Origin of the sequence: Mesorhizobium ciceri WSM4083 (assembly GCF_000519305.1) — a bacterium.
Lineage (GTDB): Bacteria > Pseudomonadota > Alphaproteobacteria > Rhizobiales > Rhizobiaceae > Mesorhizobium > Mesorhizobium ciceri_B.
In genome coordinates this window covers 76247-98043 of record NZ_JAFG01000005.1, presented here as the reverse complement: position 1 = coordinate 98043, position 21797 = coordinate 76247, and the positions used below count along the sequence as shown (strand labels likewise).

Genomic DNA, 21797 nt, shown 5'->3' with positions numbered 1-21797 from the left:
ATGACCTCTTTTGTTGGCGCCAACATCACCAAAACCTACACCGCGGCTGATCTCACGGGCGCGGAAAGCGGTAAGGCTCCCCGCCTTGGCGACACCTACGAATCCTATGACGGCAAGGTCTATCGGTTCGTGAAATACAACTCTGGTGCCGGCGCTATCGCCGCCGTCGCCAACAACGTGGTTGGCTTCTACGCGCCGGCTGGCGTCTCTGCCGGTCAGACGAACGAAGTCACCTCGGACGTGTCCGACACCGCCGCAAACGGTGCCGGCGTTCTCGCTGCTGCTCCCGGCAATGGCGAATATGCCTGGATACAGGTCAAGGGCGTGGCAACGCTTACGACCGCGCTGGTTTCCGGTGCGGACGGCAACGGCCTTGTCTTGTCGGCCACCACGGATGGCACCCTGAAGGTTGCCGCCGCCGTGACCGATACGGTCTGCGCCTACGCAATCGACGCTTCGGCGAAGATTGTCATGTGCGCCTTCCCATACTGACCCGGCTTTCGGGCGGGGCTTCGGCTCCGCCCGTCTTCCCCCTTTCAACCGCAGGAGTACGGAAATGCCAAAAGTGAAAGCAAAGGCCGCGTCAGCCGATACCGGCGCGGTAACGAACATCAGGAAGCTTTGGAACGGTGGCGAGCGCCTTCGCGCGGCCGAAGCCTTCAAAGCAGCAGAATTCGACGAGGACCAGGCAGACGCCATCTTGGCGGAGCTTCCCGACCTCCGCGACCTCATCAGCGAATAAGGGCGCTTCGGCGCCCGCTACGTTTCAGGAGCAATGCACATGTCCGAAAACCAAGCCCCGATGATCCGCGTGATGGGGTTCAAGACGAGCTACGAGATGTTGGCGGTGAAAGGCGATCCGGTGACGGAGAAATGCGACCTGAAGGGCTACAAGCTCGACGCCAGCGGCCGGCGCGTACTGGAGCGGCAGGCGGAGGACTGGGTGACCTATTCCCCCTCGCACTCGCCGATGAACACCAAGACGACGGAACGCGTTCGCCTGATGCTGCCTGACCCGTCGAAGATGGGCGAGGACCAGGACGGCGAAAAGCTGAAGTTCATGACGGCGCGCTGGATGCAGATTGAGCCAGCCTATGATGCTTTCAAGAAGGGTCAGGATATCCCGGTCAATGGCATGGCGCTGGCGGCGTGGCCTGGCGTCTCGCCCGAACAGGCCGAAGTGCTTCGTCAGTGCGGCATCCGTACGGTAGAAGAAGTCCGCGACCTTCAGGAAGGCCAGATGGACAAGGTTCGTCTGCCGAACATGCGTGAGATGCGAAAGCAGGCAAAGCTGTTCCTCGAGAACACGGACGCGGCCAAGGCGTCCGAGCGCGAGGCCCAGAAGGACGCCATCATTGAACAGATGGCGGAGCAGAACGCGGCCATGGTCGAAAGAATGGCCGCAATGGAAGCGCTGCTTGAAGAGCGGACCCAGCCCAAGGCGAAAGCCAAGGACGCCGCCTGATGTCCATTGTCGATGTGGTGAAGGGTGCAGCGACCGTACTCGGCATGGACGTGCCGACGCTGGTCTATGGCGCCACCAATCGAGAAATGGTTGAGATGCAGGAACTTGCCAACGTGATGGCGTCGGAAATCGTCGACGCCTACGACTGGCAAAAGCTGCTGGTGCTGAAGACCTTCACGGGTGACGGCACCACGGCTGATTTCGATCTTCCGGACGACTATGAGCGGATGCAGCAAACATCGTCGCTCTGGTCGTCCCGGTGGTTGTGGGCAACGAACCATCTGACCAGCCCGGATCAGTGGATTGAGCTTCAGGTGACGCCGATCGCCACGGTGAACGGCTACTGGATTATTTTCGGTGACCAGTTTCACCAATGGCCGGTCATGGCCAGCAGCGAGACGGTGAAATTCTTTTACGTCTCAAACGAGATTGTAAAGGCGAGCAACGATTCCCTGAAGCCGGCTTTCACGGAAGATGCCGACACGTTCAGGCTCTCGGAACGACTGCTGAAGCTCGCCATCATCTATCGGTGGAAGCAGAATAAGGGCCTCGCCTATCAGCAGGCGCAAGACGACTTCGAAACGCTGAAACTCCGCATGATCGACAAAGATCCCGGTTCAAAGCCGGTCGTGTCGGGCCAGCCGCCCCTTAGCTGGCGCGGTCGCAATGTCGCGTGGCCTGGGACTGTCACAGGTGCCCCGTGAGGCTTGGCGAGCGCTTCCCCGGCCGCCGCAAGGCTGTTCCGGTCCCGGCTGCGGCTAAGGCCCAGCCGTACACCTTTGGCGCGCCTGTCGCCGGCTGGGTGACCAATCAGAGCCTTGTGAAATCCAAGCCGTTTTCGGCCCAGACGCTCGAAAACTTCCTTCCGACCTCTACCGGCATCAGCATGCGCGGCGGCTCGGTAAAGCGCGCCACGATCGGCTCCGTCCCGGTTGAAAGCTTCATCACGTACAATGCTGGCGGCACGAAGAAGATTTGGGCTTGCGATGCGACCACCATCCGTGATGTCACGGCGCCGGCATCACCAACCGTGCCGCCCGCTGCCTCCGTCTCGGGCCAGACTTCCGGCTACTATTCCTATGTGAATTTCACCACCTCCGGCGGCTCGTTCGTGGTGGCGGTCAACGGAACCGATTTTCTCCAGCTTTACAGCTCAACGTTCGACTGGTCGGCCGTCAATGGCTTGCCCACATACCGGCTGAACTTCGACACCCAGACCGTCAACTATGTGACTGGCCAGACGATCACGGGCGGCACCAGCGGCGCGACCGCGACTGTCGTCAAGTCGATCGACAATGGCGCCACCGGCTCGCTCTACATCCAGAGCATCACTGGGACGTTTCAGGACAACGAGACTGTCACCGGCTCGGTCGCAGGCTCGGCGAAAGCGGACATTCCGAGCGGCGTGGTGCAGATCACCGCCGCGATTACCGGCGTGGCGACTTCCGCCCTCTCTCACGTCTGGCTCTATCGGAACAGGCTGTTCTTCATCGAAGTCGGAACGATGCGCGCCCGCTATCTCGGGGTGGACAGCGTGACGGGCGCCTTGGGCTCGCTGAACCTGTCGGGCATTTTCCAACGCGGCGGCTCGCTGCTCTTCGGCGCTACGTGGTCCCTCGATGCTGGCGACGGCATCGACGACAAATGCGTGTTCGTCACCACGGAAGGCGAGGCGGCAATTTTCGAAGGATCAAACCCCGCTGGTGCCACTGCGGCGGAATGGAACCTTGTCGGCCGCTACGACCTCACGGACCCGATGGGCAAGCGCGGCACCATGCGAGCTGGCGGCGACCTGATCGTTGCAACGAAGGAAGGCCTCGTTCCGATCTCTGCGGCGATCAACAAGGATGCGGCTGCACTGTCGCTTGCTGCCATTTCTAGGAACATCGAACCGGATTGGAAGCGCGAGGCTGCTCGCCGGCTGTCGCTGCCGTGGGAAATCATCAAATGGCCGGACATGAACTATGCGATTGTCGCGTTGCCGGTCACGGCGGACGGACAAGAAGCTTGGTCGTTCGTTGTCAACCTCGAAACCGGGGCCTGGTGCAAGTTCGTCGGCTGGGCCACGCGCTGCATCGAACTGCATGACAGCCGCCTCTATTTCGGCACCAATGACGGCACGGTTTTCGAGGGCGAGATTGCGGGCAACGATAACGGCTTGCCGATTTACTATACCTATGTCGGCAACCCGGATCACATGAAGTCTCTGGGCGGCTTGAAGACCGTTCACCAGGCGCGCCCGACCTTTCTCAGTGCCACGCCTTACAACCCGAAAATCTCTTTCTCGGTCAACTATTCCGTCAGCCTGCCGCCCGCCCCTCCGGCAGCAGATGGCGGCACGGCGGAGCTATGGGATTCGGGTCTGTGGGATGTCGCGAAGTGGGACCAGGCCCAGCCTGTTGCATCGGTCGGCGGCGGGCAATGGATCTCGATCGGCAAGACCGGATACGTGATGCAGCCGCAACTGCAAATCACCGGGTTCCTGAACCAGCGCCCAGTCACCGAATTCGTTCAGCTCGATGTCACCTTTGAAACGGGAGGCGTCGTTGTCTGACTACGCCATCAGCATCGAGAATTTCAACGAAGCATGGCCCGAGCTGGAGCCCATGTGCCGCACTCACTATGGCGAGATGCAGGCTCGCATGGCCGCTGAAGGGATGGCGATCGGCGAATTCAAGCCGCGCCTGAACGTCTACGGCTCCGCCGGGCATCTGCTCTGCTTTCTGGTCAGGACCGGCGATGGCGAGGCTGTGGGGTATGCTTTCATCTGGATCACCCAGGACATGCACAATTCCGAGATGATCGCCCAGGAGGACACGATTTACATGCGGCCGGACCACCGCAACGGCATCGGCCGCCGGTTCACCAAGCACATTCTGACTGAACTGAAAGCGCGCGGCTGCGTCAGGGCGCACGTCACCATCGCCACCGATCTACGCGTTGCAAAGATGTGCGAGCGCGTGGGCTTCAAGCGGTCGGCAATCGCCATGACCTATTTTCTCTAGGAGACCCTGACCATGTGTGCCCCAGACGCTCCCGCACCGCCCGACCCGAAAGAGACTTCTGCAGCGTCGACTGCAACGAACGTCGGCACCGCGATTGCGAATGCCAACCTCGGCAACGTCAACCAGGTGACGCCAGATGGCTCGCTGAACTATTCACAGACGGGAACCTACAAATGGAATGATCCCTACACGGGCAAGTCCTATGACATCCCGACCTACACAGCCACGCAAACGCTGTCGGGAACCGGTCAGGCGATCAAGGACCAGACCGACCAGGCAAAGCTGAACCTGGGCGAGCTAGCGGCCGGCCAGTCGTCATTTCTGAAGGATTGGCTCGCCAAGCCGGTCGACCTATCCAATGACGCGACCGAAGGTCGATTGATGGATCTCGGCATGAAGCGCCTTCAGCCCGCGCTCGATGCCCGCCGGCAGGCGAACGAAGCCGACTTGATCAATCGCGGCATTCGCCCCGGTTCGGATAACTACGCCCAGGCGCAGAACATCCAGGACCAAGGAGAAAACGACGCCTACAATTCGTTGCTGCTGTCCGGTCGCGGGCAGGCGGTGCAGGAGGCCTTGGCCCAGAATTCGGCCCCGATCAACAACCTGACGGCGCTGCTCTCGGGCTCACAGGTCAGCCAGCCGAACTTCGTCAACGCCAACATGCCGACCATCCCGACCACAGACACGGCGGGGCTGATCAACACCAACTACAATCAGCAGCTCCAGAAGTGGCAGCAGGACGCCAGCAGCAGCAGCGATTTGATGGGCGGCCTGTTCGGTCTGGGCGCGAACCTGATCAAGTTTTCTGACCGCCGCCTGAAAAAGAACATCCGCGCAATCGGCACCTTCGCAAACGGCCTGACGAAGTACGTGTTCGAATATCTTTGGGGCGGTGGTGAACAGGTCGGCGTCATGGCCGACGAGGTTCGCGCCTATCGGCCCTATGCCGTGACGACCGTCAACGGCTTCGATGCCGTCGACTACGGGAGGGCATTCGCATGACCGCACAGCCGGCTTTCATCTTTGGCGGAGACACGGGCGTCCAGACGCCGGAAGAACTCGCGCGACTTCGCGCCATCGCGGACGCCCTTCGCGGCCCTGTGGCACCCAAGACAGTGGGGCAGGGCCTTTCTGCCATCGGCGAGGCTCTTGGCTACCGTATGGCCAACGGCAAGGCCAACAGGGCGGAAGCGGACTGGCGCAAGGGCGGCGACAGCGTGTTTTCGGCGCTGTTCGGCTCCGGCGGTCCGACAGACGCCAAGTCGGCGGCATCAGTACCAGCCGAGACTTCGGTAACGTCCCCCGGCCTCGGCGGCTCGGCTGGTCCGGCTCCTGACCTGTCTGGAAACGATATCTATGCCGGTTTCATGGATACCGTGAAAGGCAAGATCACCAATCCGAACGCTTTGGCGGCGGTCGCGGCCACCGGAAAGGCGGAAAGCGGGTTTTCGCCCGGCAATGCTTTTCGATCGTGGTCCGATCCGAGCGAAAGCGGACAGGCCGGCGCGGCTGGCGGTATCATGTCGTGGCGCGCCGAACGTCTGGCCAATATGAAGAAATTCGCCGCTGACAACGGCGGTGATCCTGATCGGCCGTCGCCACAGCTTCAGGCTGCGTACTTCCTCCAGGAAGATCCCGGCCTGATCGACCGGTTGAACGCCGCCAAGACACCGGCTGAAGCGCAGCAGGCGATGAACAACGCCTGGAAATTCGCCGGCTATGACCGGCCGGGCGGCGAGGCTGGTCGGCGTATTGCTCTAGCCAATTCCTTCGCATCGCAGTTCAGCGGCTCCCCCTCGGACCCGGTGCAAGTGGCGAGCCTCGACCCTGCCGCTGGTATGTCCACCGCGCCCGGCAGCGCGGTCACCAATGCCCTTGTTGCTCCTGCCGCCCCTGTGCCGCAGCAGACGCCCGCACAGGCTCTGTCCGGCGCTCCCGTGCCCACGCCTGCCCCTCGGGTCGTCCAGTCGCCGCGTGCCGCTGATGGTGGCGGTATCCCGCAGGCGGGACCTGTGCTTGCCGGCGGTCCTGGTCCGGCGCCTACTGGCCCGCAAGGCGTTCAGGTTGCGGGCGGCGGTCCAACCGTTCAGCAGCTCATGCAGGCGGCGACAGATCCCCGGCTTTCCGAACAACAGCGTGGTGTGGTTGGCATCCTGTTGAAACAGAAGATGGCCGAGGCCGACCCGGCCACGCAATTGGAGATGGAGAAGAACCGGCTCGATATGGAGAAAACCCGGATCGAGACGGAACGGCTGCGCAATCCGCAGATGACGCCGGCCGAAAAGGCGAGGCTCGATCTCGACGAGCGCAAGATGCAAGCCGACCAGGACAAGCTCATTGAGGTTGGCGGTTCACTTGTAGATCCGAAGACCCATCAGGCCGTCTATACGGGTCAGCAGACCGATTGGGAGAAGCTTGACGACGGCACGCTGTATAACAAGCGCACAGGAGCAACGAAGGCTGTCTCGGCATCGACCGGCGGCGGCCAAGGGAACATGTTCAAGGGAAATGCAGTCGACGCCCAGGCGCTCAACTGGCTGGTGAACAACAACAAGGTGACACAGGAACAGGCGGCCCAGATAGCGGCCGGCAAGACCATCACCGGCCCCAATGGAGAAATGATGTTCCTGACGCCTTCCGGCATCGTCGCACAGATGCCGGGACAGGCGCCTCAGCCCATCACGCCGCCGGCCGCTGGTCCTGCTGCTCCGGCGCAAGTGCCAGCCGCGCCAGCGCCTCTGCAAGCTCCTCCGGCCGCTGCCCCGGCGCCGGTTGCGCCAACGAGCCCGCGCGCGGAAAACCAGTCTCCAACCCCGAACGCGGGCATTGTGCCGTTGACCGGTCCGAAGTCGAAGCCGCCGAACGAGCAGCAGCAGCGAGACGCCAAGCTGTATTCCGTGGTCGCGCCCGAGCTGAAGATTGTCGAAGACAATTTCTCGGCCTTGTCAAACCTGTCGGATCAGGCGCTTTCAGCCGTGCCGCACGGTTCGGACTATGGAGCGGACTATCTGAAATCGCCGGACTATCAGCGCGCTTCGAACTCGCTGAAGACCATCATCGCGTCCTACCTCTACAGCGTGTCCGGTGCCACAGCGGCGCCGGCCGAAGTGGAAAACCAAGCCTCTATCCTGACGCCCAAGCCCGGCGAGGCGAAGGAATCGGTGAACGACAAGCTGGCGCGCGTCCGTGCGATGGTCGACGCCATCAGGAGCAGTCGCGGCGGCGGCGATGCGCCGGCTGCGGAACCGACCGGCGCCGGCACGACGAGCAACGGCTTGAAATGGAGCATTGAACCCTGATGGCAACGCTCAACATCCAGGGCCAAAAGGTCAAGGTAGACGACGCCTTTCTGTCGATGACGCCCGAGCAACAGAACGCGGCAGTTGAAGAGATTGCGAAGTCTCTGCCGGCCGCCGCGCCTGCCACGCCGGCAACTGGCCTGTCTGATGCCGCAAAGGCCGGCATCGAGCGGGCAAAGGCAAACGCTTCTCTGTCACCAGAAGCGAAGCGCGCGAGCGCTGGCATCGATCCGACTACAGGCCAGCCGGCCGGCGTTCCTGCCTATGCCCCCATGGATATGGGTGCGGGCGGAACGTCGCTTACATCGACGATGGAGGGCGTTCCGATACTTGGGCCGGCACTCGACAAGGCTCAGACGGCCAGCGCCGCCGGTCTGGGCTCTTTGATCTCGGGTGAGCCGTATTCACAGGTTCACGGCCAGATGCAGGAGATGGTTGACGGAAGCCGCGCGGCGCATCCCCACGCCCGTACCGCTGGTAATGTCGCTGGAGCTGTCGCGGGTACCGTTCCGGCGATGCTGGCTGCTCCAGAAGTCTTTGGCGTCGGGCTGGCTACCGCGCCCGGCATTCTCGCAAGCGGTGCCTCGGGCAGTCTCATCAATGCCGCAGATTCGGCGGTTCGCTCTGGCGGCGACCCGAACGAAATTCGCAAAGGCGGGCTGATTGGGCTGGGTGGTGGCCTGGCCGGCTCGATGCTTGGTCCGGTGATTGGCAAGGGCGTCAAAGCTGTCGTGGACAATGTGAAAATTGGAGCGGTGGCGCGGGCTCTCGGGCTCGACAAGAGCGCGACAAAGGTTTTGGCTGATGCCGTGCGGCAGGATGCTGTGGACCCGGCAGCGCTGTCGAAACTCGGCGACGACGCTATGATGATGGATCTCGGTCCAAACCTCCGCCACACTGCCGGCGCCATCGCGGCAACGCCTGGTGAAGGCAAAGCCATCGTTCGGGGCGCTATCGGAGCGCGTGACGCTGACGCGAATTGGCGTATCCGCTCCGCGCTGAACGATACGCTTGGCGAGGCTCCTACGCCGTCACGCATCATCGTCCGGGCGGACCAGAACCAAACGCGGCTACAGCCGGAGTATCGAGAGGCCTTGCGCGATGCTGGTCCGGTCGACACGTTGCCGATTGCCCGATATCTGGACCGCGACGCACAGACCTTGCGGGGAGATGCGCAACGGAGCATCCAGCAGATACGTAGGATGCTGGACTACGTGCCAACCCCTGAAGAGATCACACGCGCCCGTGTAAATGGCCAGCCCGTTCCAGGCGGCCTGGTAACGGATGCAGAGACGCTTTTGAACACCCGGCACGCGATCGACGGCAAGATAAAGACGGAAGCGAACCCAGACGCATTGAATGCTCTGCAAACGGCGCGGCAAGCGGTCGATGATGAATTGGCGGCGACGGTTCCGGGCATCAAGGAAGTTGACGCGAAATATTCCGAGCTGGCCCGGCAGAAGGAGGCCGTTCAGCGAGGCCAAACAGTGCTTTCAAGCGGCCGGGAAGCGCCCCGCCCCGATGAACTGGCGGACGAGGTTCGCCACGGCGCGCTGCCGCAAGGCCTTCAGATTGGGCCGTCCGCTGTCCCGCTTCGCCTCAGGGAGGGTGCGCGTGCCGAAATTGAACGCATCGTTGGCACCAAGGCAAACGACCGCGTGGCGTTGCAGGAAATCATCAAGGGCGAAGGTGATTGGAACAGGGCTCGCCTGTCGACGCTTTGGGGCAAGGAAAAGACTGAAAAGGTACTTGATCTGCTCGACCGCGAACGGCTGTTTGCTGACACCTCGAATATCGTCACACGCAATTCTGAAACAGCAGCACGAGCCGCCGCCCGCGAAGCGATCACCGGACAGCCTGCCGGCTTTGGCGTGCGGGAAGGTTTCATTGCTGGAGGCGCGCGTGGAGCGGTTCGCGCGGCCGGCATTCGCACGGGCGAAAAAGTGATTGAGGCTCTGCGCAACGGCGGCAACGACAAGGCGATTGCTGACATGGCACGCACCCTGACAGGCGGGCAGCAACAGAGTGCGGTTCTCGACGCGCTGATGAACGCGGGGCGAGGCTCCAAGGTTCAGCCGAAGCAGGTCGAAAGCATTGCTCGGGCGTTGCTGTTGAGCGGCGGAAGCCAGATCCCGCGCTAGAGCGCGACGGCACCCCAAATCAGGAAGGCGACGAGCAACGCAACCTCAGAAACCCAGATAATACGGGCGCGCCGGGTGTGGTCGCGTCCGTAGACGGCGGCATTGAAGATGCCGATCGGGACCGCACCGAACGCCAAGCCAACGATGGTGCACATGAAGATGTGAAGCGAAGATGTCAGCTTTGCATCGAGGCCGACCCACCAGAAATACGGCGCAACCACCGCCAGAGGCAGGATGTACCAGAGGTGTTGAATGATGCTTTCGCCGCCGGGCCCCTGCACCAAATCGCGCTTGTAGAGCCGATAGGCCGCCATGAACCACAGGAAACCCGCCAATGCGGCGAGCGCAATCGGGGGATATAGCTGAATTACTGTCACGTGAGGTTCAGCGTCCCGGATTGGAAACAGGTCGTGCCGCTGTTGGTATGTTTGTTCATGGGCGCGGAAGATATGCCGAAATCGGCGCGATTGAAAGATGATCGCCGGCAGGGTAGCAAGTCCGCATGCGCATATTGTTGATTGCCTTCGCGGTCCTGTTTTTTATGGCTGTCGGCTTTTGGCTAACCGCCGGTTTTCTTATCAACAAGTCGCATTCGCCTGTGATCGTCCCCACACAGGGGAGCAATAAGAGCGGAATTTACTGAAGCGGCGGTGGCGTTCGCGCCTCCTCGTCTTTCGCCACCGACCCCTTCGTCTGCTTGGCGTATCTGTCGAACAATGCCAATTTCTTCGGATAGGTGAGGTAAGTGATCTGGTGGCAGCCGGAGCAACGATGTTGAGCGGCAGACTTAAACCAGCGCCCAGGCCTTACGAAGCCCAGACCGCATACCGAACATCGGAATTCCATCTCAACTGAATGCAGGCTCTCAGAGAGAGGCATCTTGTTTTTCCTACAGCCGCTTGAATTCGGCTAGTCCCAGCCGTATCCGCTGGCCTTCCGCAAAGGCGAGCGCGAAAGATTCAAGTTCGAAAGAGCGGGTAAATTCCTGGCCTTCCTCGACCATGCGGACGAACCATTCGCCGCAAGCTTCGACCACTTCGATGCAAGGTGAGACCTTGCCATTGGGCACCGCGTTTTCCATCACAGACTCCCTAGAAAGCAATGGGCAACGTCGATTAAAATCCTCTGATGTCGCGCTTTGCAATAACAAAAGCTTGTGCGGAATCGGACCAACAGCCGTCGCTTGCTCAAGACAAGGCGCCACCCCGATAGCAGCTACCCATTCAGGGCCTCAGGTTCGACGAGGAATGATGCTGCGATCAGGTCGTCTCCAGCAATCTGACCGCGACCGTCCTCCATGAAGGCTGCGACCTTTTGGAAGATTTTTATTTCGGCCTCCGTTATGCGTGCTGCCCGCATTTTTGCCTGGAGATCAGCCAGGCGCGCCACGAGCGCTTGCGACGTCTCGGCTTCAAGGTTCATCATCTTCATTGTCCAGTTGAGTTAGCGATTGACGTGCACGTTCTGTGCGGCCGCTCTCAACACAGCTCTGCGCCAAACGTTCCTATTGTGGGCTTCGGTCTCAACAGCGATGGGACCAAAGTCCTCCCTCAGCGAGGCAATGGTCCTACATCCGGATTAATCGGAACGCTTGGCTAAATTGACGGTTCTTTCAGTCGTGAAATGAGCACAGCTACGTCCCTTCCTGTGCTGAAAGGACCCGCGGGCCACTTGGGTGGTTGGCGGGTCCTCTATTTCAGTCTGTGCCAGCGTCAGGAGCTTAATTGCTGCCGCCCATGAATGATAATCAGCCGCCCAACAGGCTGGTACACGAGCCGCCGCCGGATTGGCAGAGCGCAGGGGTGCTTCTTGCAGCCGCTGCTCTGGTCTCATCCTTATGCGCCCTGCTGCTGGCATCCTGGATGTCAGGTTGAGCTCTCGCGGGGTCGGCGGCTTTCAAGCGTCTATTCCACCAAAAAGAGCAGCGGCCGGTGCTTTGGCCGTTCGTGCCAAATCACCTGGCGCAAATCGCGCATGTCGACCTGCTGACCGCAAATCGGGCAGGTATAGAAGTTGTCGTCCTCGTCGGCCAAGTCGCCTCCGTGCAGCTTGCCGGGGATAGGCTGGTCTGAGAGCTTTGTCATGGTTTTCGAATTGCCACAGCAGCAAAAAGTTCCCGCCCATTTCAGCAGAAGCTAACGGAACAATCGCTAGCAGCCGAGGTTCGGGGAGCCGGAAGCTCCGCGCTTGGCGGGTCCGAGCTTCCGCAGCCCGTCTCGCGGCACCGGCAAATGCAGGCGAGACGGGCTGTTCTGCCTCAGCAAGCGGAAGCACTAAGCTTTAATGCTCGGCACCGGCGGGATCCTCGTCGAACTCAACGTCAGCTTGTCGACGGTCTTGACTATGGCGGTGGCTAAGGCGGCCGCTTCATGCATGAGCTCCGGCCCATAAAGATCATTTACCGCTTCTTCGCTCGGAAGAACGCCAGGCGGACAATGATCCTCGATCGTTCGCCGGATCAGGGTTAGCGCCGCTCTGCACTCTTCTGTGTCTATCGTCGGCATGCACACTGAACATGCAGGATGGCTAAAATGTTCCGGAACCATTTTAGCGTGTGCTAAATTGAATCGCATTCTTGCGAGTCAGTTCATGCGTTTGAAGTTCATTCCGCCGATGGAGCCGGAGCTTGTCGACACCCCGCCCGAGGGGGACAACTGGATTCACGAAATCAAATTCGACGGGTACCGAACGCAGATCATCAAGGACGAAGACGGCATTCGCCTGCTGACCAGGAGAGGGTACGACTGGACGCCGAGGTACAAGGTTCTTGCCGACCAAGCTGCGGCGATCGAGGCTGACGACTTCATCATCGAAGGTGAAGCCATCATAGTCGATGCGGCCGGACGTTCCGACTTTCATGCGTTGCAATCGGCCGTCAGCAGTCGCGAGCCGTCGCAGGATTATTATCTAATCGCCTTCGACCTCCTGCACATGAATGGCCACGACCTCCGCAACATGCCGCTGGAGGACCGGCGCGAGATCCTACAGGGAATGATCGAGGCCGGCGGACGGATACAATTCAGCGAGGCGATGCCTGGGACCGGTGACGCTGTCTACTACCTCGCCGACCAGACCGGGCAGGAAGGAATCGTCTCGAAACGCCAGGACAGTCTTTATCGCAGCGGCCCGACGAGGAACTGGCGCAAAATCAAGTGCTACGATTACAAGGAGATGGACATCATCGGGGTCCAGCGAGATCCGGGCCAGGCGGCACGGGTTCTCATGGCATACGGAGGGCGCTACGTTGGCGCGGCGAACGTCAACTTCAAGTTCGACAAACGCAAGCGCCTGTGGGACCGCGTACAGGGCAAGGTCGGCGGCCCGGTGCCTAAGGGCTTGAAGAAAGACAAGGCCGAATGGCTTAACCCAGGCCTTGTCGGTCAGGTGAAATTCCTCAAAGGGGAAGAAACGCTGCGCCATGCGAAGCTGCTCGATTTCCGGGAAAAGCAATAGGTAGCGCTTGCACCGCCAGTCGAGATCAGGAATATAATCCTCCCGTTGCGGCGATCACCCTCTAACGGAGTTCGCTACCATGGCTAGGTCAAAACCCTCAAAGCAGTTATCGCAGGCTGAAATCGAGCGCTTTCTCGTGGCGGCAGAAGCGCTGCACCTGAGCATCATCAAGCCATTCATATCGCCGCATTGCGACCACTACAGGCAGACGCGCGTCCTGCATGAGGTGCTGTTAAAGGCGGTGCGGGAAGTCACCGGGAAGGAAGTTGAGTTCATCCGGTGGAACACTACTGGGCCAGTTCGATCGCCTACGGCTGAATAGCGCCCACTTCCGTACGACCATTCCAGCAGATCGGCGTCAACGCCGCTTCGTCTCATTGTGTGACTTTCCGTCCCAACCGGCATACCATGTCTGGCTGCCGCGAAAGGACGAGCGAATATGGCCTTTACTGTCATCTGGTATGGACGACAGGGCATCGTCGACAAGGAAATGTTCGACGCCGAGAAAACGGCAAAGGATCATGCAATCTCCATGTTTCAGACCCGGAAGGGCGACGATGGAATCGTGTCCGTTGAAATTCGAAAGGATAACGGCACTGTCGTTTTTAGCCATGCGGAGAACTAGACAAAGGGAGCAGGCTTATGTCGATCAGCGATGAACTGCAGGAGCTTTGGGACATTTACGTCGCGGCATACCGCGCCGGAGATGCTGCCGGTTGCGCGTCCATATTTACCGATGACGCGGAAATGCATTCTCCGTATGCACCCCCAGCTCGCGGCCGAGCGGCGATAGAGGCGCTGCACGGTGTCTGGACCCAACACGCCACCCCCGACAAGACACTTGCAGTGATCGAGGCAGGAGGCTCCGGAGATCTGGCATGGTCTCTCGCGGCCTACTCGGAAGGGGAGGCGACCGGAAACGGAACTTCGCTTAGCGTCTTTGAGCACCAGGCTGGCGGAGGTTGGTTGATCCGCATGTGCAGCTTGAACAGTAGCGACCAGGTAGAATGACCGACCATGCCTCAGATGACGTTAGCCGCTCTAACGGCTGCAATCAGAAACAGCATGAGAGATCCGACCGCGACAAGTGGCGTAATCCAGAATGTCACTAGAGCGAGGTATTTTTTCCTGACGGTGAGCGATGGTTCCCTACCTTCGCGGATGGCCCTCAAGACATGGGCATAGACGTTGGCGACCACAGAGAAGTTGATCCATGCTAGGCCACCGGCCACAAGCGTCGTGGCAACGCCGTAGATGAGCAACGGGCCGCACGCCTGATATAGCCGAGCCGTTGCCGCTCCTGCCTGCGAGATTGCTAAGAGGGAGCCGGCATGCACCGCTAAAAGCGACGCTAGAACCCACTTGCCATACTCATATTGTCTTTCAAGAGCTCCCATCAGCAACTCCTTGTGGAGCTGGTACTGGGTTTCGACAGGGATCGGCGACGTTCGCAAAGCGGCGGCTTGGACGGACTTTGGACCGGGGCGCCTCATTTCTTCAGCCTCACGCCCGCGCCGTCCCCGTTGGCGTCGATGAACACCACGCCGGCATCCTCGAATGTTCTCCGAAGTAAATCGAGTGTCGCATGTTGCGGCTCTGACCGGCCTGCCTCGAAATTGCGGATAGTGGCATTCCCTATCTTAGACGCGTCTGCAAGCTCCTGCTGAGACCAGTCAAGAAGGGCGCGAGCCGCGCGGCATTGGGCTGAGTTCATCATCAAGGCACCTTATCACTAAGTAGCGTCTTCCGATAGACCTAGCGAAAAACGCTTGCGTTAGCATTAACAAGCGCATATCGTTATCTATAGCGAAAAACGCTAGCAAGGGAGTTGCCAACATGCCGAACACTGCTGTTCGGGCTGCCGCCGAAGGCATGCCCAATGTCAACCGCCGCAACCTCTTGCTTGGTGCGGCTGCTCTCTCGACCGCTGCCGCCGTTGTTGCGGTCTCTCCTGCGGCTCACGCCGCGCCGACCAGCCTGGAAGAGGCAATCGCCGCCTGCCACCGGGCCGAACAGACCTATGTGTCAACAGCGGCTCGGGAAAATGCCATCGCTGACGCGCTTGGCGATAAGCTCTTCCCGAAGTGGACGCCTCCCGGTGGGCTCTCGTCCATCTGGTCGCACCATCCGAAAGCCTTCCGGTCGTCCGGCGACCTTGAAGCCGAGATTGCCCGCAAGAAGGCACAGGTTGACGAGTCGTGGGCGTCGAGTTGCATGGATCGCGCCGGCTACAATCGGTGGATGTCAGGCATCACGTCCGCCGAAACCGAGGGCCTAACCTCGCTGCGCGAACAGGAAGCCGTGATCCACGCCAGCGGTCACCACGACGCCATGCAGCAAGCAGACGACGCAATCGCTGTCTGGAACACGGCGTTTCAAGCTTTAATCAGGCATCCCTGCATGACGATGGCCGAAGTGAGGGCGAAGGCGGCAGCTCTCATTCATGGCTACGGAGCCCTCGGCGTTGCGGTCGATGACGTCGAGTTTATCGCCTGTCTTTCGTCCTTCTGTGGGGAGGGCTGACCATGGGCGAAGTTGTAGCCTTTCGCCCGAAGCCGGCGCCTTCCGGGGAACTGGACGAACTCATCGCATGGCTGAAGCCGGCCTTCGACTGGCGCATCGGCCGCATGCAAATCGAGTTGGCATATCATTTCCGCATGACCGCCGATTTTCGACGCATCCTTGCCACAGATACGCATGGGAAGGACAGCGCCGAAGCAGTTTTCCAGCGCGACCTAGCGGACAAGGCCTTCAAGGCTTGGCAAATCCAATGTCTCAAACAGGTCTTCGTCCCGGCCCGGTGCGTCCGTGATCTGCGCTGGAAAGAGGATTGGCTTCGCCGCAATGGTGGCGGATCGCCGGAAACCGCGCTCGCCATCGCCCGCGATGAAGCCGCCTTCGCGGGTCGCATCGAAATCCATTCCCGTCAACAGGCGACGCGAAAGGCAAACAGGAAAGCGGTGCGGTCATGAACGCGCACACCCGCCTTTCCGACCCGACTGTCCGTCGCTCGATCGAAGACGAGATTGAGCGGCTGATTTCGCTGCTGGACTTCGTGGAGCCCGACCCGGATCTAGAGCCGTACTTGGCCGGCGGCATCGAGGTCGTCGGCACCGATGACAGGGAAGGGGACGACGAGCGCGAGCGCGACGATTGCGACCTCGAAGAGCAGCACGACGCCGAAGCGTACTGTGCGGAAGACTACGGCGACATCGCGTGGTCGAACGATACCGACATACCGCAAGAGGGGTCGCAGTGGCATCGCAACGGCTGGTGACCTCCGATCGTCAAATAGTGGACATAGAGCCCGCTGCCTCACGGTGGCGGGCCTTTCTATTCTTTGTGTTGAACGATGTAGCTATTGCTGATGGCGTTGCTCCCAACGCCCCGCGTGACAACAACGGTGGTGTACCCGGCGGGCAGTGAACCGGTGACAGTCTCGTCGACAGGATGGCATCGTCCGACGATTTCACCGTTTGGCGCACCTGCGAGCCTGTCTTTCATAGATGCCCGACACGCGTCGAACGACGCATATGTGGTCGGCGCGGCCTCAATGGGCTTGCAGACGGCAGCCTGGCCTGGGCTGCAAAAGAGTAAAAGCAATACTGCTGCGGTTGCGGGGTCCATTATCGAAGCTCCACTGAGACGAGCCTCAACGCGGATCGACGGCCTTTGTTGCACAGGCAGCCCCGGCGGCGACCCGCTGCCGAGAGATGGCGGGCTTTTCATTTGATGGTGGAGCGTAGCGGGATTAGCGGGCACAAGCTTTCCCACTATCTTGCGCGGTCATGTCTCCAAGCTCCACCGTGCCAGGATGGCCCGCGATCCGATAAAGCACCTCGAAGCACAACACCGATACCTAACCAAAAACCGCGAAAAAGTCTTGGCAAGGAAACGTTCGCCAGAAGCTAGGGAAAAGAAGAAAAAATGGAGAGCTGAGAACCGTCAAAAAGACTTGGACTACGGGCGAAGGTATCGTGAGACACATAAGGAGATACGTGCAGCGGCCAAGAAAGCTTGGCGTCTAGCCAATCCGGAAAAAGTGGTTGAGTACTACCATGCGTACAGAGCTGGTCATCTGGATGAAACCCGGATTTCCCAACGAAAATACTTTGTCGAACATCGCCAGGAAATCTATAAGAAGCAGGCCGCGTGGATGCTGCGAAAGAAATCAATCAACACCATGCGGCATGACCCGGACACGGTCTATCGGGTGGTGAGCCGGGCGGTCAGTTCCGCCCTTCCACGCTTCATGCGGGATGATGTTATCGCCTCGATGCTCCTGGCTGTGCTCGAAGGCAAGTTACTTCTGGAGCACGTCGGTGCGCGGATGAAGGATTACGTCACCGGCTACAACCGTGAATACGATACGTTCAAAACGCTCTCGCTCGATGCGCCGATGGGAGGGACTGATCTCAGGCGAATCGACCTGCTTGAGGCACCGGCGCCGTATGAGCCCGAGGACGACGAGGACGACGACATGGTCATGCTCAGAGGAGGGCAATCGCTCTGGCGATAAGTCGTCATTGGACGAAAAAGTTAGGAATTGAGTTAGGAACCGAATAAGGCGAGAGCGATTTACTCCGCTGTTTCAATTGGTTAATTAGAATTCTGGCGGAGGAAGTGGGATTCGAACCCACGGTGAGCTTGCACCCACGCCGGTTTTCAAGACCGGTGCCTTAAACCGCTCGGCCATTCCTCCATCGTGATTTTTCAACCACTTGGGTAGCGCGGGGCCAACTCGTTTGGCCTGTTGGCACCGGATTGGCACCGAAGGCGCTCCCGGCTGGTTCACGCCTCATTCCTGTAAAGCGGCATTGAGGGCTGCGTCAACCACCGCTGTGTCGCTTCCTGCTTTGCCGGCAGCTCAGAGCTTGTCGGAATCGAGCACCGGAACTATCGCGGTTCAATGGTGCATGAAGAAGAAGCCCGCCGACTGGCGGGCGTTGCCCGAGATGTGAGGCGCTGCAGTGCTTCCATGCAGGGACCCAGGGCAAGGGTGCGCTCCAGGCGTCGACCAGAACCCATCCTGCAACTGGGCGGGCGAGGTAATCCCCACGCCAGCCCCTTGAGAGAGCTGCGGTATTTCCCCAAAAAATCAGGTTTAGCCAAGGGAACAGCTGCTTGTGAGGAAGGCCGAAGCTGCAAATCGGCTCCGGCCTGCACGGTCCTCAGTCTTTGCAGCTTTCGTCCGCCTTTGCCGCCGCGGCTTTATCACCATGCTGCTGCGCCTCGATGTCCTGCTGCGAGGTGGCAAGATTCTTGTCGCCGCCGCCTTCAGAGCCCGCCAATGGCATTGTGGCGCCATCCTTGGCGGCTGGCTTGCCCGCGCTGTCCGACGCTTTTGGGGTCTCTAAAGGCGCGTGAGTTCCATCTTTTGAAATACCGGCGGTCTGCTCGGAATCCGTCCCGGCGTTGGAAGCCGACTTGTCCGGGCATGCGGCGATCGCAGACCCGGCAGAGAGTGACATTGCGATCGCGATTGTCAATGAAGCCATTTTCATCATGCTCGTCCTTCTGTTCGAGTGCCCTGCGGAAGAAACTAGCGGCGCATTTCTTTGTTCCGACGGTCGGTCCGCTGCCCGTCAAAGCTTGGTCAACGGCAGGCATGGGCGGCAGGAGCGAAGCCAGGCTCTCTGTGGCAGAGGGCATCACATCTCTCGCGTGGAAGCGCGAAAATCGTGACTTTTCAGGGCCCTTCAGGGATGGAGGCGCCACAATCCTGCCCGGTTGCGGCCACAATCGGTTAATACCGTGATAAGCAATTCCTGCGCACAAAGGATCGGGGTTCAAAGCCGTCGTTGGTATCTGTCGGGTAAGTTTTGGCTTCTCCGACAGGTGGATACGGCGTCCTAGGTAAAGACTGAAGGGGACATCAGGAAATGCAGGCTGTGACGCAACCGCGTCTTCGTCGCGCTGCTACAGTCGCGTTGTTTGCCATGTCGGCCGCCTTGCTGGCTGCCTGCGCATCGCAGCCTGAGCCGAAAGCGATGGTCCACAAGAAGACCCGCTCCAAGGAATATTTCGCCGAATCCGAATATGGCGTGAAGGCAAGCCCGCGTGTGATCTCCCAGAATGGGCGCATCCAACGTGGCGGCGGCAGGGATCAGCTCGGCAAACCCTATCAGGTCCGCGGCAAGTGGTATTACCCGAAGGAAGACAAGCGCTACGCCAAGGTCGGCCTGGCCTCCTGGTATGGCGACGCCTTCCATGGCCGGCTTACCGCCAATGGCGAAGTCTACGACATGACCCACCTGACCGCAGCGCACCCGACCATGCCGCTGCCAAGCTATGCCCGCGTCACCAATCTCAAGACCGGCAGTTCGGTGATCGTTCGCGTCAACGATCGCGGCCCATATCACGAAGGCCGCATCATCGATGTCTCGGAGCGCGCTGCCCAGATGCTTGACTATGCCAACACCGGCACCGCTCAGGTGAAGGTCGAATATGTCGGCCGCGCGCCGCTCGACGGCGATGACGATCAGTATCTGATGGCTTCCTACCATCCCGGCAACAGGGCGCCGGATCCGTCGGACGGGCTGCCGACCGGCGTCATGGTCGCCATGAACGGGCCGTCGCCAAGCCTGCCTGCGGGCACTGCTGCCGTGCCGTTTCCGGGCCAGTTGACCGATTCCGGTTCTGTCCAGCCGGTCATGTCGGCGCAGTCATCGGCCTATGGCGATCTGGCGCTTCCGGATTTCGGCCCGATCGTGCCGGAGCGCCCGCAGATCAATCTGCCGCCGCAATCACCGTTTGCCGTGGCCTCGCTGTCCTATGCCGACGAGCGGGTCGAACGCGCCTCAAATGCCTTCGCCGCGCTGGGTGGCGACGGCATGTCGCCGGCCGACGTGCTCCAATCGTGGAAGCGGCAGCCGCCACCGGCCGGTCCGTCCACCGACTACGTTGCTGCCGGTTCGTTCGAGGATGCCGGAGAAGCCAAGCGTATTGCCGCTCAGCTTGCCGCATACGGCAAGATCGAGATCCAGCGTTCGGAACTCGATGGCGAGGATTGGTATTCGGTCAATCTCTATCCCGATGGCCACCGCAATCTGGATGATTTGCTGCAAGCAGCATGGTCGCATGGCGCTCCCGATGCACTGGCTGTGCGCAACTGAGCGCAAGCCTGGTCGGATTTCCGCTGCGCGGTTGATCCGCCACGCAAAAAGCCTGATACTTTTCGAGGGCTTGCCGGCGGTGCCGGCCAATGGGTCGAACATCATGCAATTTCGCTTGCTCCAGCCTCTCGCAGGGCTTCTGGTTTTTGGCTTGCTGCTGTTTTTCCAGGCTCCGGCCGGTGCGCAGCTGTTCGAGACGAAGGCCACGCAGGCCTTCATGATCGACGCCGAGACCGGGACGGTGCTGTTTTCCAAGGATGCCGACAAGCCGATACCGCCGGCCTCGATGGCCAAGCTGATGACCATGGAAGTGGTTTTCAACGCCATCAAATCCGGCCGCCTGAAGCTCGACGATACGTTCGTGGTCAGCGAAAACGCCTGGCGCAAGGGTGGCGCGCCTTCGGGAACATCGACGATGTTCGCCAAGCTCAAGTCGTCGATCCGGCTCGAGGACCTGATTCAGGGCGTCACCGTGCAGGCGGCCAATGACGGCTGTATCGTCATCGCCGAAGGCATGTCGGGATCCGAGGACAATTTTGCCGCGCAGATGACCGAACGAGCCCGCCAGATCGGCCTCAAGACGTCGACTTTCGTCAATTCGACCGGCCTACCGGCGGATGGCCAACAGACGACCGTGCGCGAGCTGGCGCAGCTCGCCCTGCACCTGTGGCGCGATTATCCGGATTTCTATCGCTATTACAGCCAGAAGGACTTCACCTGGAACAAGATCTCGCAGAGGAACCGCAATCCGCTGCTGGCGATGGACATCGGCGCCGATGGCCTGGCGGTCGGTGCGAGCGAGGCAGCCGGCTTCGGCATCGTCGGTTCGCTCAGCCACAATGGTACCCGCGTGATCGCGGCGATGAGCGGGCTGGCCTCGGACAAGGAGCGCGCCGAGGAAGCGCGAAAGCTGCTCGACTGGGGTGTCCGCTCCTTCGAGAAGACCGAAATTTTCGCCAAGGACGAGGTGGTTGGAGAAGCCCAGGTTTTCGGCGGCGCCAAATCCGGGGTGACGCTGAAGGCCAAGGGTCCGATCGACATCTTCCTGCCGATCACCAACCGCGACAAGCTGACGGCCAGGATCGTCTATGACGGCCCGATTGCAGCACCGGTGGAGGAGGGGCAGCCGGTGGGTGCGCTGCGCGTCTGGATCGGCGATACGCTCAGCCAGGAGACGCCGCTTTTCGCCGCCGAATCGATCGGCGTCGGCACGCTGCCGCAGCGCGCTCTCGATGCCGTCAAGGAACTGGCGGTCGGCTGGCTGCGATAACGCATATCACTCAAAACCAGCCATGGTTTTGGGGGCGACTGCACAA

The 21797-nt window shown here is 60.5% G+C and carries 26 protein-coding genes and 1 tRNA gene; 19 read left to right on the top strand and 8 right to left on the bottom strand.

The annotated features are described in order from the left end of the window. The 9 genes from MESCI2_RS0110230 to MESCI2_RS0110190 all read left to right on the top strand — a co-directional run bounded on the left by MESCI2_RS0110230 (position 1) and on the right by MESCI2_RS0110190 (position 9913). Entirely contained in the window at positions 1 to 492 is a 492-nt protein-coding gene (locus tag MESCI2_RS0110230) for a hypothetical protein (protein ID WP_027036503.1), read from the top strand. Between the two features lie 64 nt (positions 493 to 556). After that, positions 557 to 742: a hypothetical protein gene (locus tag MESCI2_RS0110225; protein WP_027036502.1), complete on the top strand. Its 186-nt coding sequence runs from the start codon at positions 557 to 559 to the stop codon at positions 740 to 742. 39 nt (positions 743 to 781) lie between these two features. After that, on the top strand, positions 782 to 1465 hold the full coding sequence (locus MESCI2_RS0110220) for a hypothetical protein (protein ID WP_027036501.1): 684 nt from the start codon (positions 782 to 784) through the stop codon (positions 1463 to 1465). A gap of 44 nt (positions 1466 to 1509) precedes the next feature. Next, positions 1510 to 2169 carry a hypothetical protein gene (locus MESCI2_RS0110215; RefSeq protein WP_027036500.1) on the top strand — a complete coding sequence of 220 codons (660 nt, stop codon included), beginning with the start codon at positions 1510 to 1512 and terminating at the stop codon, positions 2167 to 2169. Beyond that, positions 2166 to 4019, top strand: a complete 1854-nt coding sequence (locus MESCI2_RS1000000136120; protein ID WP_050596539.1) for a hypothetical protein — start codon at positions 2166 to 2168, stop codon at positions 4017 to 4019. Before MESCI2_RS0110215 ends, MESCI2_RS1000000136120 begins: the two co-directional genes overlap by 4 nt. Further along, positions 4012 to 4470: a GNAT family N-acetyltransferase gene (locus MESCI2_RS0110205; protein WP_027036499.1), complete on the top strand. Its 459-nt coding sequence runs from the start codon at positions 4012 to 4014 to the stop codon at positions 4468 to 4470. Before MESCI2_RS1000000136120 ends, MESCI2_RS0110205 begins: the two co-directional genes overlap by 8 nt. A 12-nt stretch (positions 4471 to 4482) precedes the next feature. Continuing rightward, entirely contained in the window at positions 4483 to 5475 is a 993-nt protein-coding gene (locus MESCI2_RS0110200) for a tail fiber domain-containing protein (protein WP_013531595.1), read from the top strand. After that, complete coding sequence (locus MESCI2_RS1000000136115; protein ID WP_050596538.1) at positions 5472 to 7772, top strand: phage tail tip lysozyme; 2301 nt, start codon at positions 5472 to 5474, stop codon at positions 7770 to 7772. Before MESCI2_RS0110200 ends, MESCI2_RS1000000136115 begins: the two co-directional genes overlap by 4 nt. Next, positions 7772 to 9913, top strand: coding sequence for a hypothetical protein (locus MESCI2_RS0110190; protein WP_050596537.1), 2142 nt, complete (start codon positions 7772 to 7774; stop codon positions 9911 to 9913). Before MESCI2_RS1000000136115 ends, MESCI2_RS0110190 begins: the two co-directional genes overlap by 1 nt. On the opposite strand, the gene MESCI2_RS0110185 is transcribed toward MESCI2_RS0110190, so the two are convergent. The 4 genes from MESCI2_RS0110185 to MESCI2_RS1000000139160 form a co-directional block, all read right to left on the bottom strand. Then, a complete protein-coding gene (locus tag MESCI2_RS0110185; RefSeq protein ID WP_155936603.1) occupies positions 9910 to 10290 on the bottom strand; it encodes a hypothetical protein in 381 nt (126 codons plus the stop codon). The two genes, MESCI2_RS0110190 and MESCI2_RS0110185, sit on opposite strands and share 4 nt — an antisense overlap. 512 nt (positions 10291 to 10802) lie before the next feature. Continuing rightward, positions 10803 to 10994 carry a hypothetical protein gene (locus tag MESCI2_RS0110175; RefSeq protein ID WP_027036495.1) on the bottom strand — a complete coding sequence of 64 codons (192 nt, stop codon included), beginning with the start codon at positions 10992 to 10994 and terminating at the stop codon, positions 10803 to 10805. 134 nt (positions 10995 to 11128) lie between these two features. After that, positions 11129 to 11338: a hypothetical protein gene (locus tag MESCI2_RS0110170; RefSeq protein WP_027036494.1), complete on the bottom strand. Its 210-nt coding sequence runs from the start codon at positions 11336 to 11338 to the stop codon at positions 11129 to 11131. Between the two features lie 479 nt (positions 11339 to 11817). Then, positions 11818 to 11946: a hypothetical protein gene (locus tag MESCI2_RS1000000139160; protein WP_276325611.1), complete on the bottom strand. Its 129-nt coding sequence runs from the start codon at positions 11944 to 11946 to the stop codon at positions 11818 to 11820. 556 nt (positions 11947 to 12502) lie between these two features. Here MESCI2_RS1000000139160 and MESCI2_RS0110155 point away from each other — a divergent pair. The 4 genes from MESCI2_RS0110155 (at position 12503) to MESCI2_RS0110140 (ending at position 14377) form a co-directional block, all read left to right on the top strand. Then, positions 12503 to 13366, top strand: a complete 864-nt coding sequence (locus MESCI2_RS0110155) for an RNA ligase family protein (protein ID WP_027036491.1) — start codon at positions 12503 to 12505, stop codon at positions 13364 to 13366. Between the two features lie 79 nt (positions 13367 to 13445). Beyond that, on the top strand, positions 13446 to 13688 hold the full coding sequence (locus tag MESCI2_RS0110150) for a hypothetical protein (protein WP_027036490.1): 243 nt from the start codon (positions 13446 to 13448) through the stop codon (positions 13686 to 13688). 117 nt (positions 13689 to 13805) lie between these two features. Then, the gene (locus tag MESCI2_RS0110145) at positions 13806 to 13991 is read left to right on the top strand and encodes a hypothetical protein (RefSeq protein ID WP_027036489.1); all 186 of its coding nucleotides are present in this window, start codon (positions 13806 to 13808) and stop codon (positions 13989 to 13991) included. Positions 13992 to 14008: 17 nt separating this feature from the next. Continuing rightward, positions 14009 to 14377 (top strand): YybH family protein, encoded by a 369-nt coding sequence (locus MESCI2_RS0110140; protein ID WP_027036488.1) that lies wholly within the window; start codon positions 14009 to 14011, stop codon positions 14375 to 14377. Positions 14378 to 14388: 11 nt separating this feature from the next. Here MESCI2_RS0110140 and MESCI2_RS0110135 read toward each other — a convergent pair whose 3' ends face one another. Further along, positions 14389 to 14763, bottom strand: coding sequence for a hypothetical protein (locus tag MESCI2_RS0110135; RefSeq protein WP_155936602.1), 375 nt, complete (start codon positions 14761 to 14763; stop codon positions 14389 to 14391). A 92-nt stretch (positions 14764 to 14855) separates the two neighbouring features. Beyond that, complete coding sequence (locus MESCI2_RS0110130) at positions 14856 to 15083, bottom strand: helix-turn-helix domain-containing protein (protein WP_197031538.1); 228 nt, start codon at positions 15081 to 15083, stop codon at positions 14856 to 14858. Positions 15084 to 15202: 119 nt separating this feature from the next. Between MESCI2_RS0110130 and MESCI2_RS0110125 the strand changes: the two genes are divergently transcribed. The 4 genes from MESCI2_RS0110125 to MESCI2_RS01000000134580 all read left to right on the top strand — a co-directional run bounded on the left by MESCI2_RS0110125 (position 15203) and on the right by MESCI2_RS01000000134580 (position 17885). Continuing rightward, positions 15203 to 15889: a hypothetical protein gene (locus MESCI2_RS0110125; protein ID WP_027036485.1), complete on the top strand. Its 687-nt coding sequence runs from the start codon at positions 15203 to 15205 to the stop codon at positions 15887 to 15889. A 104-nt stretch (positions 15890 to 15993) separates the two neighbouring features. After that, a complete protein-coding gene (locus MESCI2_RS0110120) occupies positions 15994 to 16338 on the top strand; it encodes a hypothetical protein (protein ID WP_155936600.1) in 345 nt (114 codons plus the stop codon). Beyond that, complete coding sequence (locus MESCI2_RS0110115) at positions 16335 to 16643, top strand: hypothetical protein (protein WP_027036483.1); 309 nt, start codon at positions 16335 to 16337, stop codon at positions 16641 to 16643. Before MESCI2_RS0110120 ends, MESCI2_RS0110115 begins: the two co-directional genes overlap by 4 nt. A gap of 537 nt (positions 16644 to 17180) precedes the next feature. Then, entirely contained in the window at positions 17181 to 17885 is a 705-nt protein-coding gene (locus tag MESCI2_RS01000000134580) for a hypothetical protein (protein ID WP_027036482.1), read from the top strand. A gap of 93 nt (positions 17886 to 17978) precedes the next feature. Here MESCI2_RS01000000134580 and MESCI2_RS0110105 read toward each other — a convergent pair. Continuing rightward, positions 17979 to 18068 (bottom strand) — tRNA-Ser (locus tag MESCI2_RS0110105). Between the two features lie 469 nt (positions 18069 to 18537). Further along, complete coding sequence (locus MESCI2_RS0110100) at positions 18538 to 18873, bottom strand: hypothetical protein (RefSeq protein ID WP_027036481.1); 336 nt, start codon at positions 18871 to 18873, stop codon at positions 18538 to 18540. A gap of 375 nt (positions 18874 to 19248) precedes the next feature. Here MESCI2_RS0110100 and MESCI2_RS0110095 point away from each other — a divergent pair, with 375 nt between their 5' ends. After that, positions 19249 to 20481 (top strand): septal ring lytic transglycosylase RlpA family protein, encoded by a 1233-nt coding sequence (locus tag MESCI2_RS0110095; RefSeq protein WP_027036480.1) that lies wholly within the window; start codon positions 19249 to 19251, stop codon positions 20479 to 20481. A gap of 103 nt (positions 20482 to 20584) precedes the next feature. Further along, a complete protein-coding gene (locus MESCI2_RS0110090) occupies positions 20585 to 21751 on the top strand; it encodes a D-alanyl-D-alanine carboxypeptidase family protein (protein WP_027036479.1) in 1167 nt (388 codons plus the stop codon). Positions 21752 to 21797 lie beyond the last annotated feature (46 nt).

Excerpts from the sequence above, each read along its gene's own strand:
- MESCI2_RS0110230 (WP_027036503.1), top strand. The coding sequence starts at position 1 with ATGACCTCTTTTGTTGGCGCCAACATCACCAAAACCTACACCGCGGCT.
- MESCI2_RS0110225 (WP_027036502.1), top strand. The coding sequence starts at position 557 with ATGCCAAAAGTGAAAGCAAAGGCCGCGTCAGCCGATACCGGCGCGGTA.
- MESCI2_RS0110220 (WP_027036501.1), top strand. The coding sequence starts at position 782 with ATGTCCGAAAACCAAGCCCCGATGATCCGCGTGATGGGGTTCAAGACG.
- MESCI2_RS0110215 (WP_027036500.1), top strand. The coding sequence starts at position 1,510 with ATGGACGTGCCGACGCTGGTCTATGGCGCCACCAATCGAGAAATGGTT.
- MESCI2_RS0110200 (WP_013531595.1), top strand. The coding sequence starts at position 4,483 with ATGTGTGCCCCAGACGCTCCCGCACCGCCCGACCCGAAAGAGACTTCT.
- MESCI2_RS1000000136115 (WP_050596538.1), top strand. The coding sequence starts at position 5,472 with ATGACCGCACAGCCGGCTTTCATCTTTGGCGGAGACACGGGCGTCCAG.
- MESCI2_RS0110190 (WP_050596537.1), top strand. The coding sequence starts at position 7,772 with ATGGCAACGCTCAACATCCAGGGCCAAAAGGTCAAGGTAGACGACGCC.
- MESCI2_RS0110175 (WP_027036495.1), bottom strand. The coding sequence starts at position 10,994 with ATGGAAAACGCGGTGCCCAATGGCAAGGTCTCACCTTGCATCGAAGTG.
- MESCI2_RS0110170 (WP_027036494.1), bottom strand. The coding sequence starts at position 11,338 with ATGATGAACCTTGAAGCCGAGACGTCGCAAGCGCTCGTGGCGCGCCTG.
- MESCI2_RS0110155 (WP_027036491.1), top strand. The coding sequence starts at position 12,503 with ATGCGTTTGAAGTTCATTCCGCCGATGGAGCCGGAGCTTGTCGACACC.
- MESCI2_RS0110150 (WP_027036490.1), top strand. The coding sequence starts at position 13,446 with ATGGCTAGGTCAAAACCCTCAAAGCAGTTATCGCAGGCTGAAATCGAG.
- MESCI2_RS0110145 (WP_027036489.1), top strand. The coding sequence starts at position 13,806 with ATGGCCTTTACTGTCATCTGGTATGGACGACAGGGCATCGTCGACAAG.
- MESCI2_RS0110140 (WP_027036488.1), top strand. The coding sequence starts at position 14,009 with ATGTCGATCAGCGATGAACTGCAGGAGCTTTGGGACATTTACGTCGCG.
- MESCI2_RS0110135 (WP_155936602.1), bottom strand. The coding sequence starts at position 14,763 with ATGGGAGCTCTTGAAAGACAATATGAGTATGGCAAGTGGGTTCTAGCG.
- MESCI2_RS0110130 (WP_197031538.1), bottom strand. The coding sequence starts at position 15,083 with ATGATGAACTCAGCCCAATGCCGCGCGGCTCGCGCCCTTCTTGACTGG.
- MESCI2_RS0110125 (WP_027036485.1), top strand. The coding sequence starts at position 15,203 with ATGCCGAACACTGCTGTTCGGGCTGCCGCCGAAGGCATGCCCAATGTC.
- MESCI2_RS0110120 (WP_155936600.1), top strand. The coding sequence starts at position 15,994 with ATGCAAATCGAGTTGGCATATCATTTCCGCATGACCGCCGATTTTCGA.
- MESCI2_RS0110115 (WP_027036483.1), top strand. The coding sequence starts at position 16,335 with ATGAACGCGCACACCCGCCTTTCCGACCCGACTGTCCGTCGCTCGATC.
- MESCI2_RS01000000134580 (WP_027036482.1), top strand. The coding sequence starts at position 17,181 with ATGGCCCGCGATCCGATAAAGCACCTCGAAGCACAACACCGATACCTA.
- MESCI2_RS0110100 (WP_027036481.1), bottom strand. The coding sequence starts at position 18,873 with ATGATGAAAATGGCTTCATTGACAATCGCGATCGCAATGTCACTCTCT.
- MESCI2_RS0110095 (WP_027036480.1), top strand. The coding sequence starts at position 19,249 with ATGCAGGCTGTGACGCAACCGCGTCTTCGTCGCGCTGCTACAGTCGCG.
- MESCI2_RS0110090 (WP_027036479.1), top strand. The coding sequence starts at position 20,585 with ATGCAATTTCGCTTGCTCCAGCCTCTCGCAGGGCTTCTGGTTTTTGGC.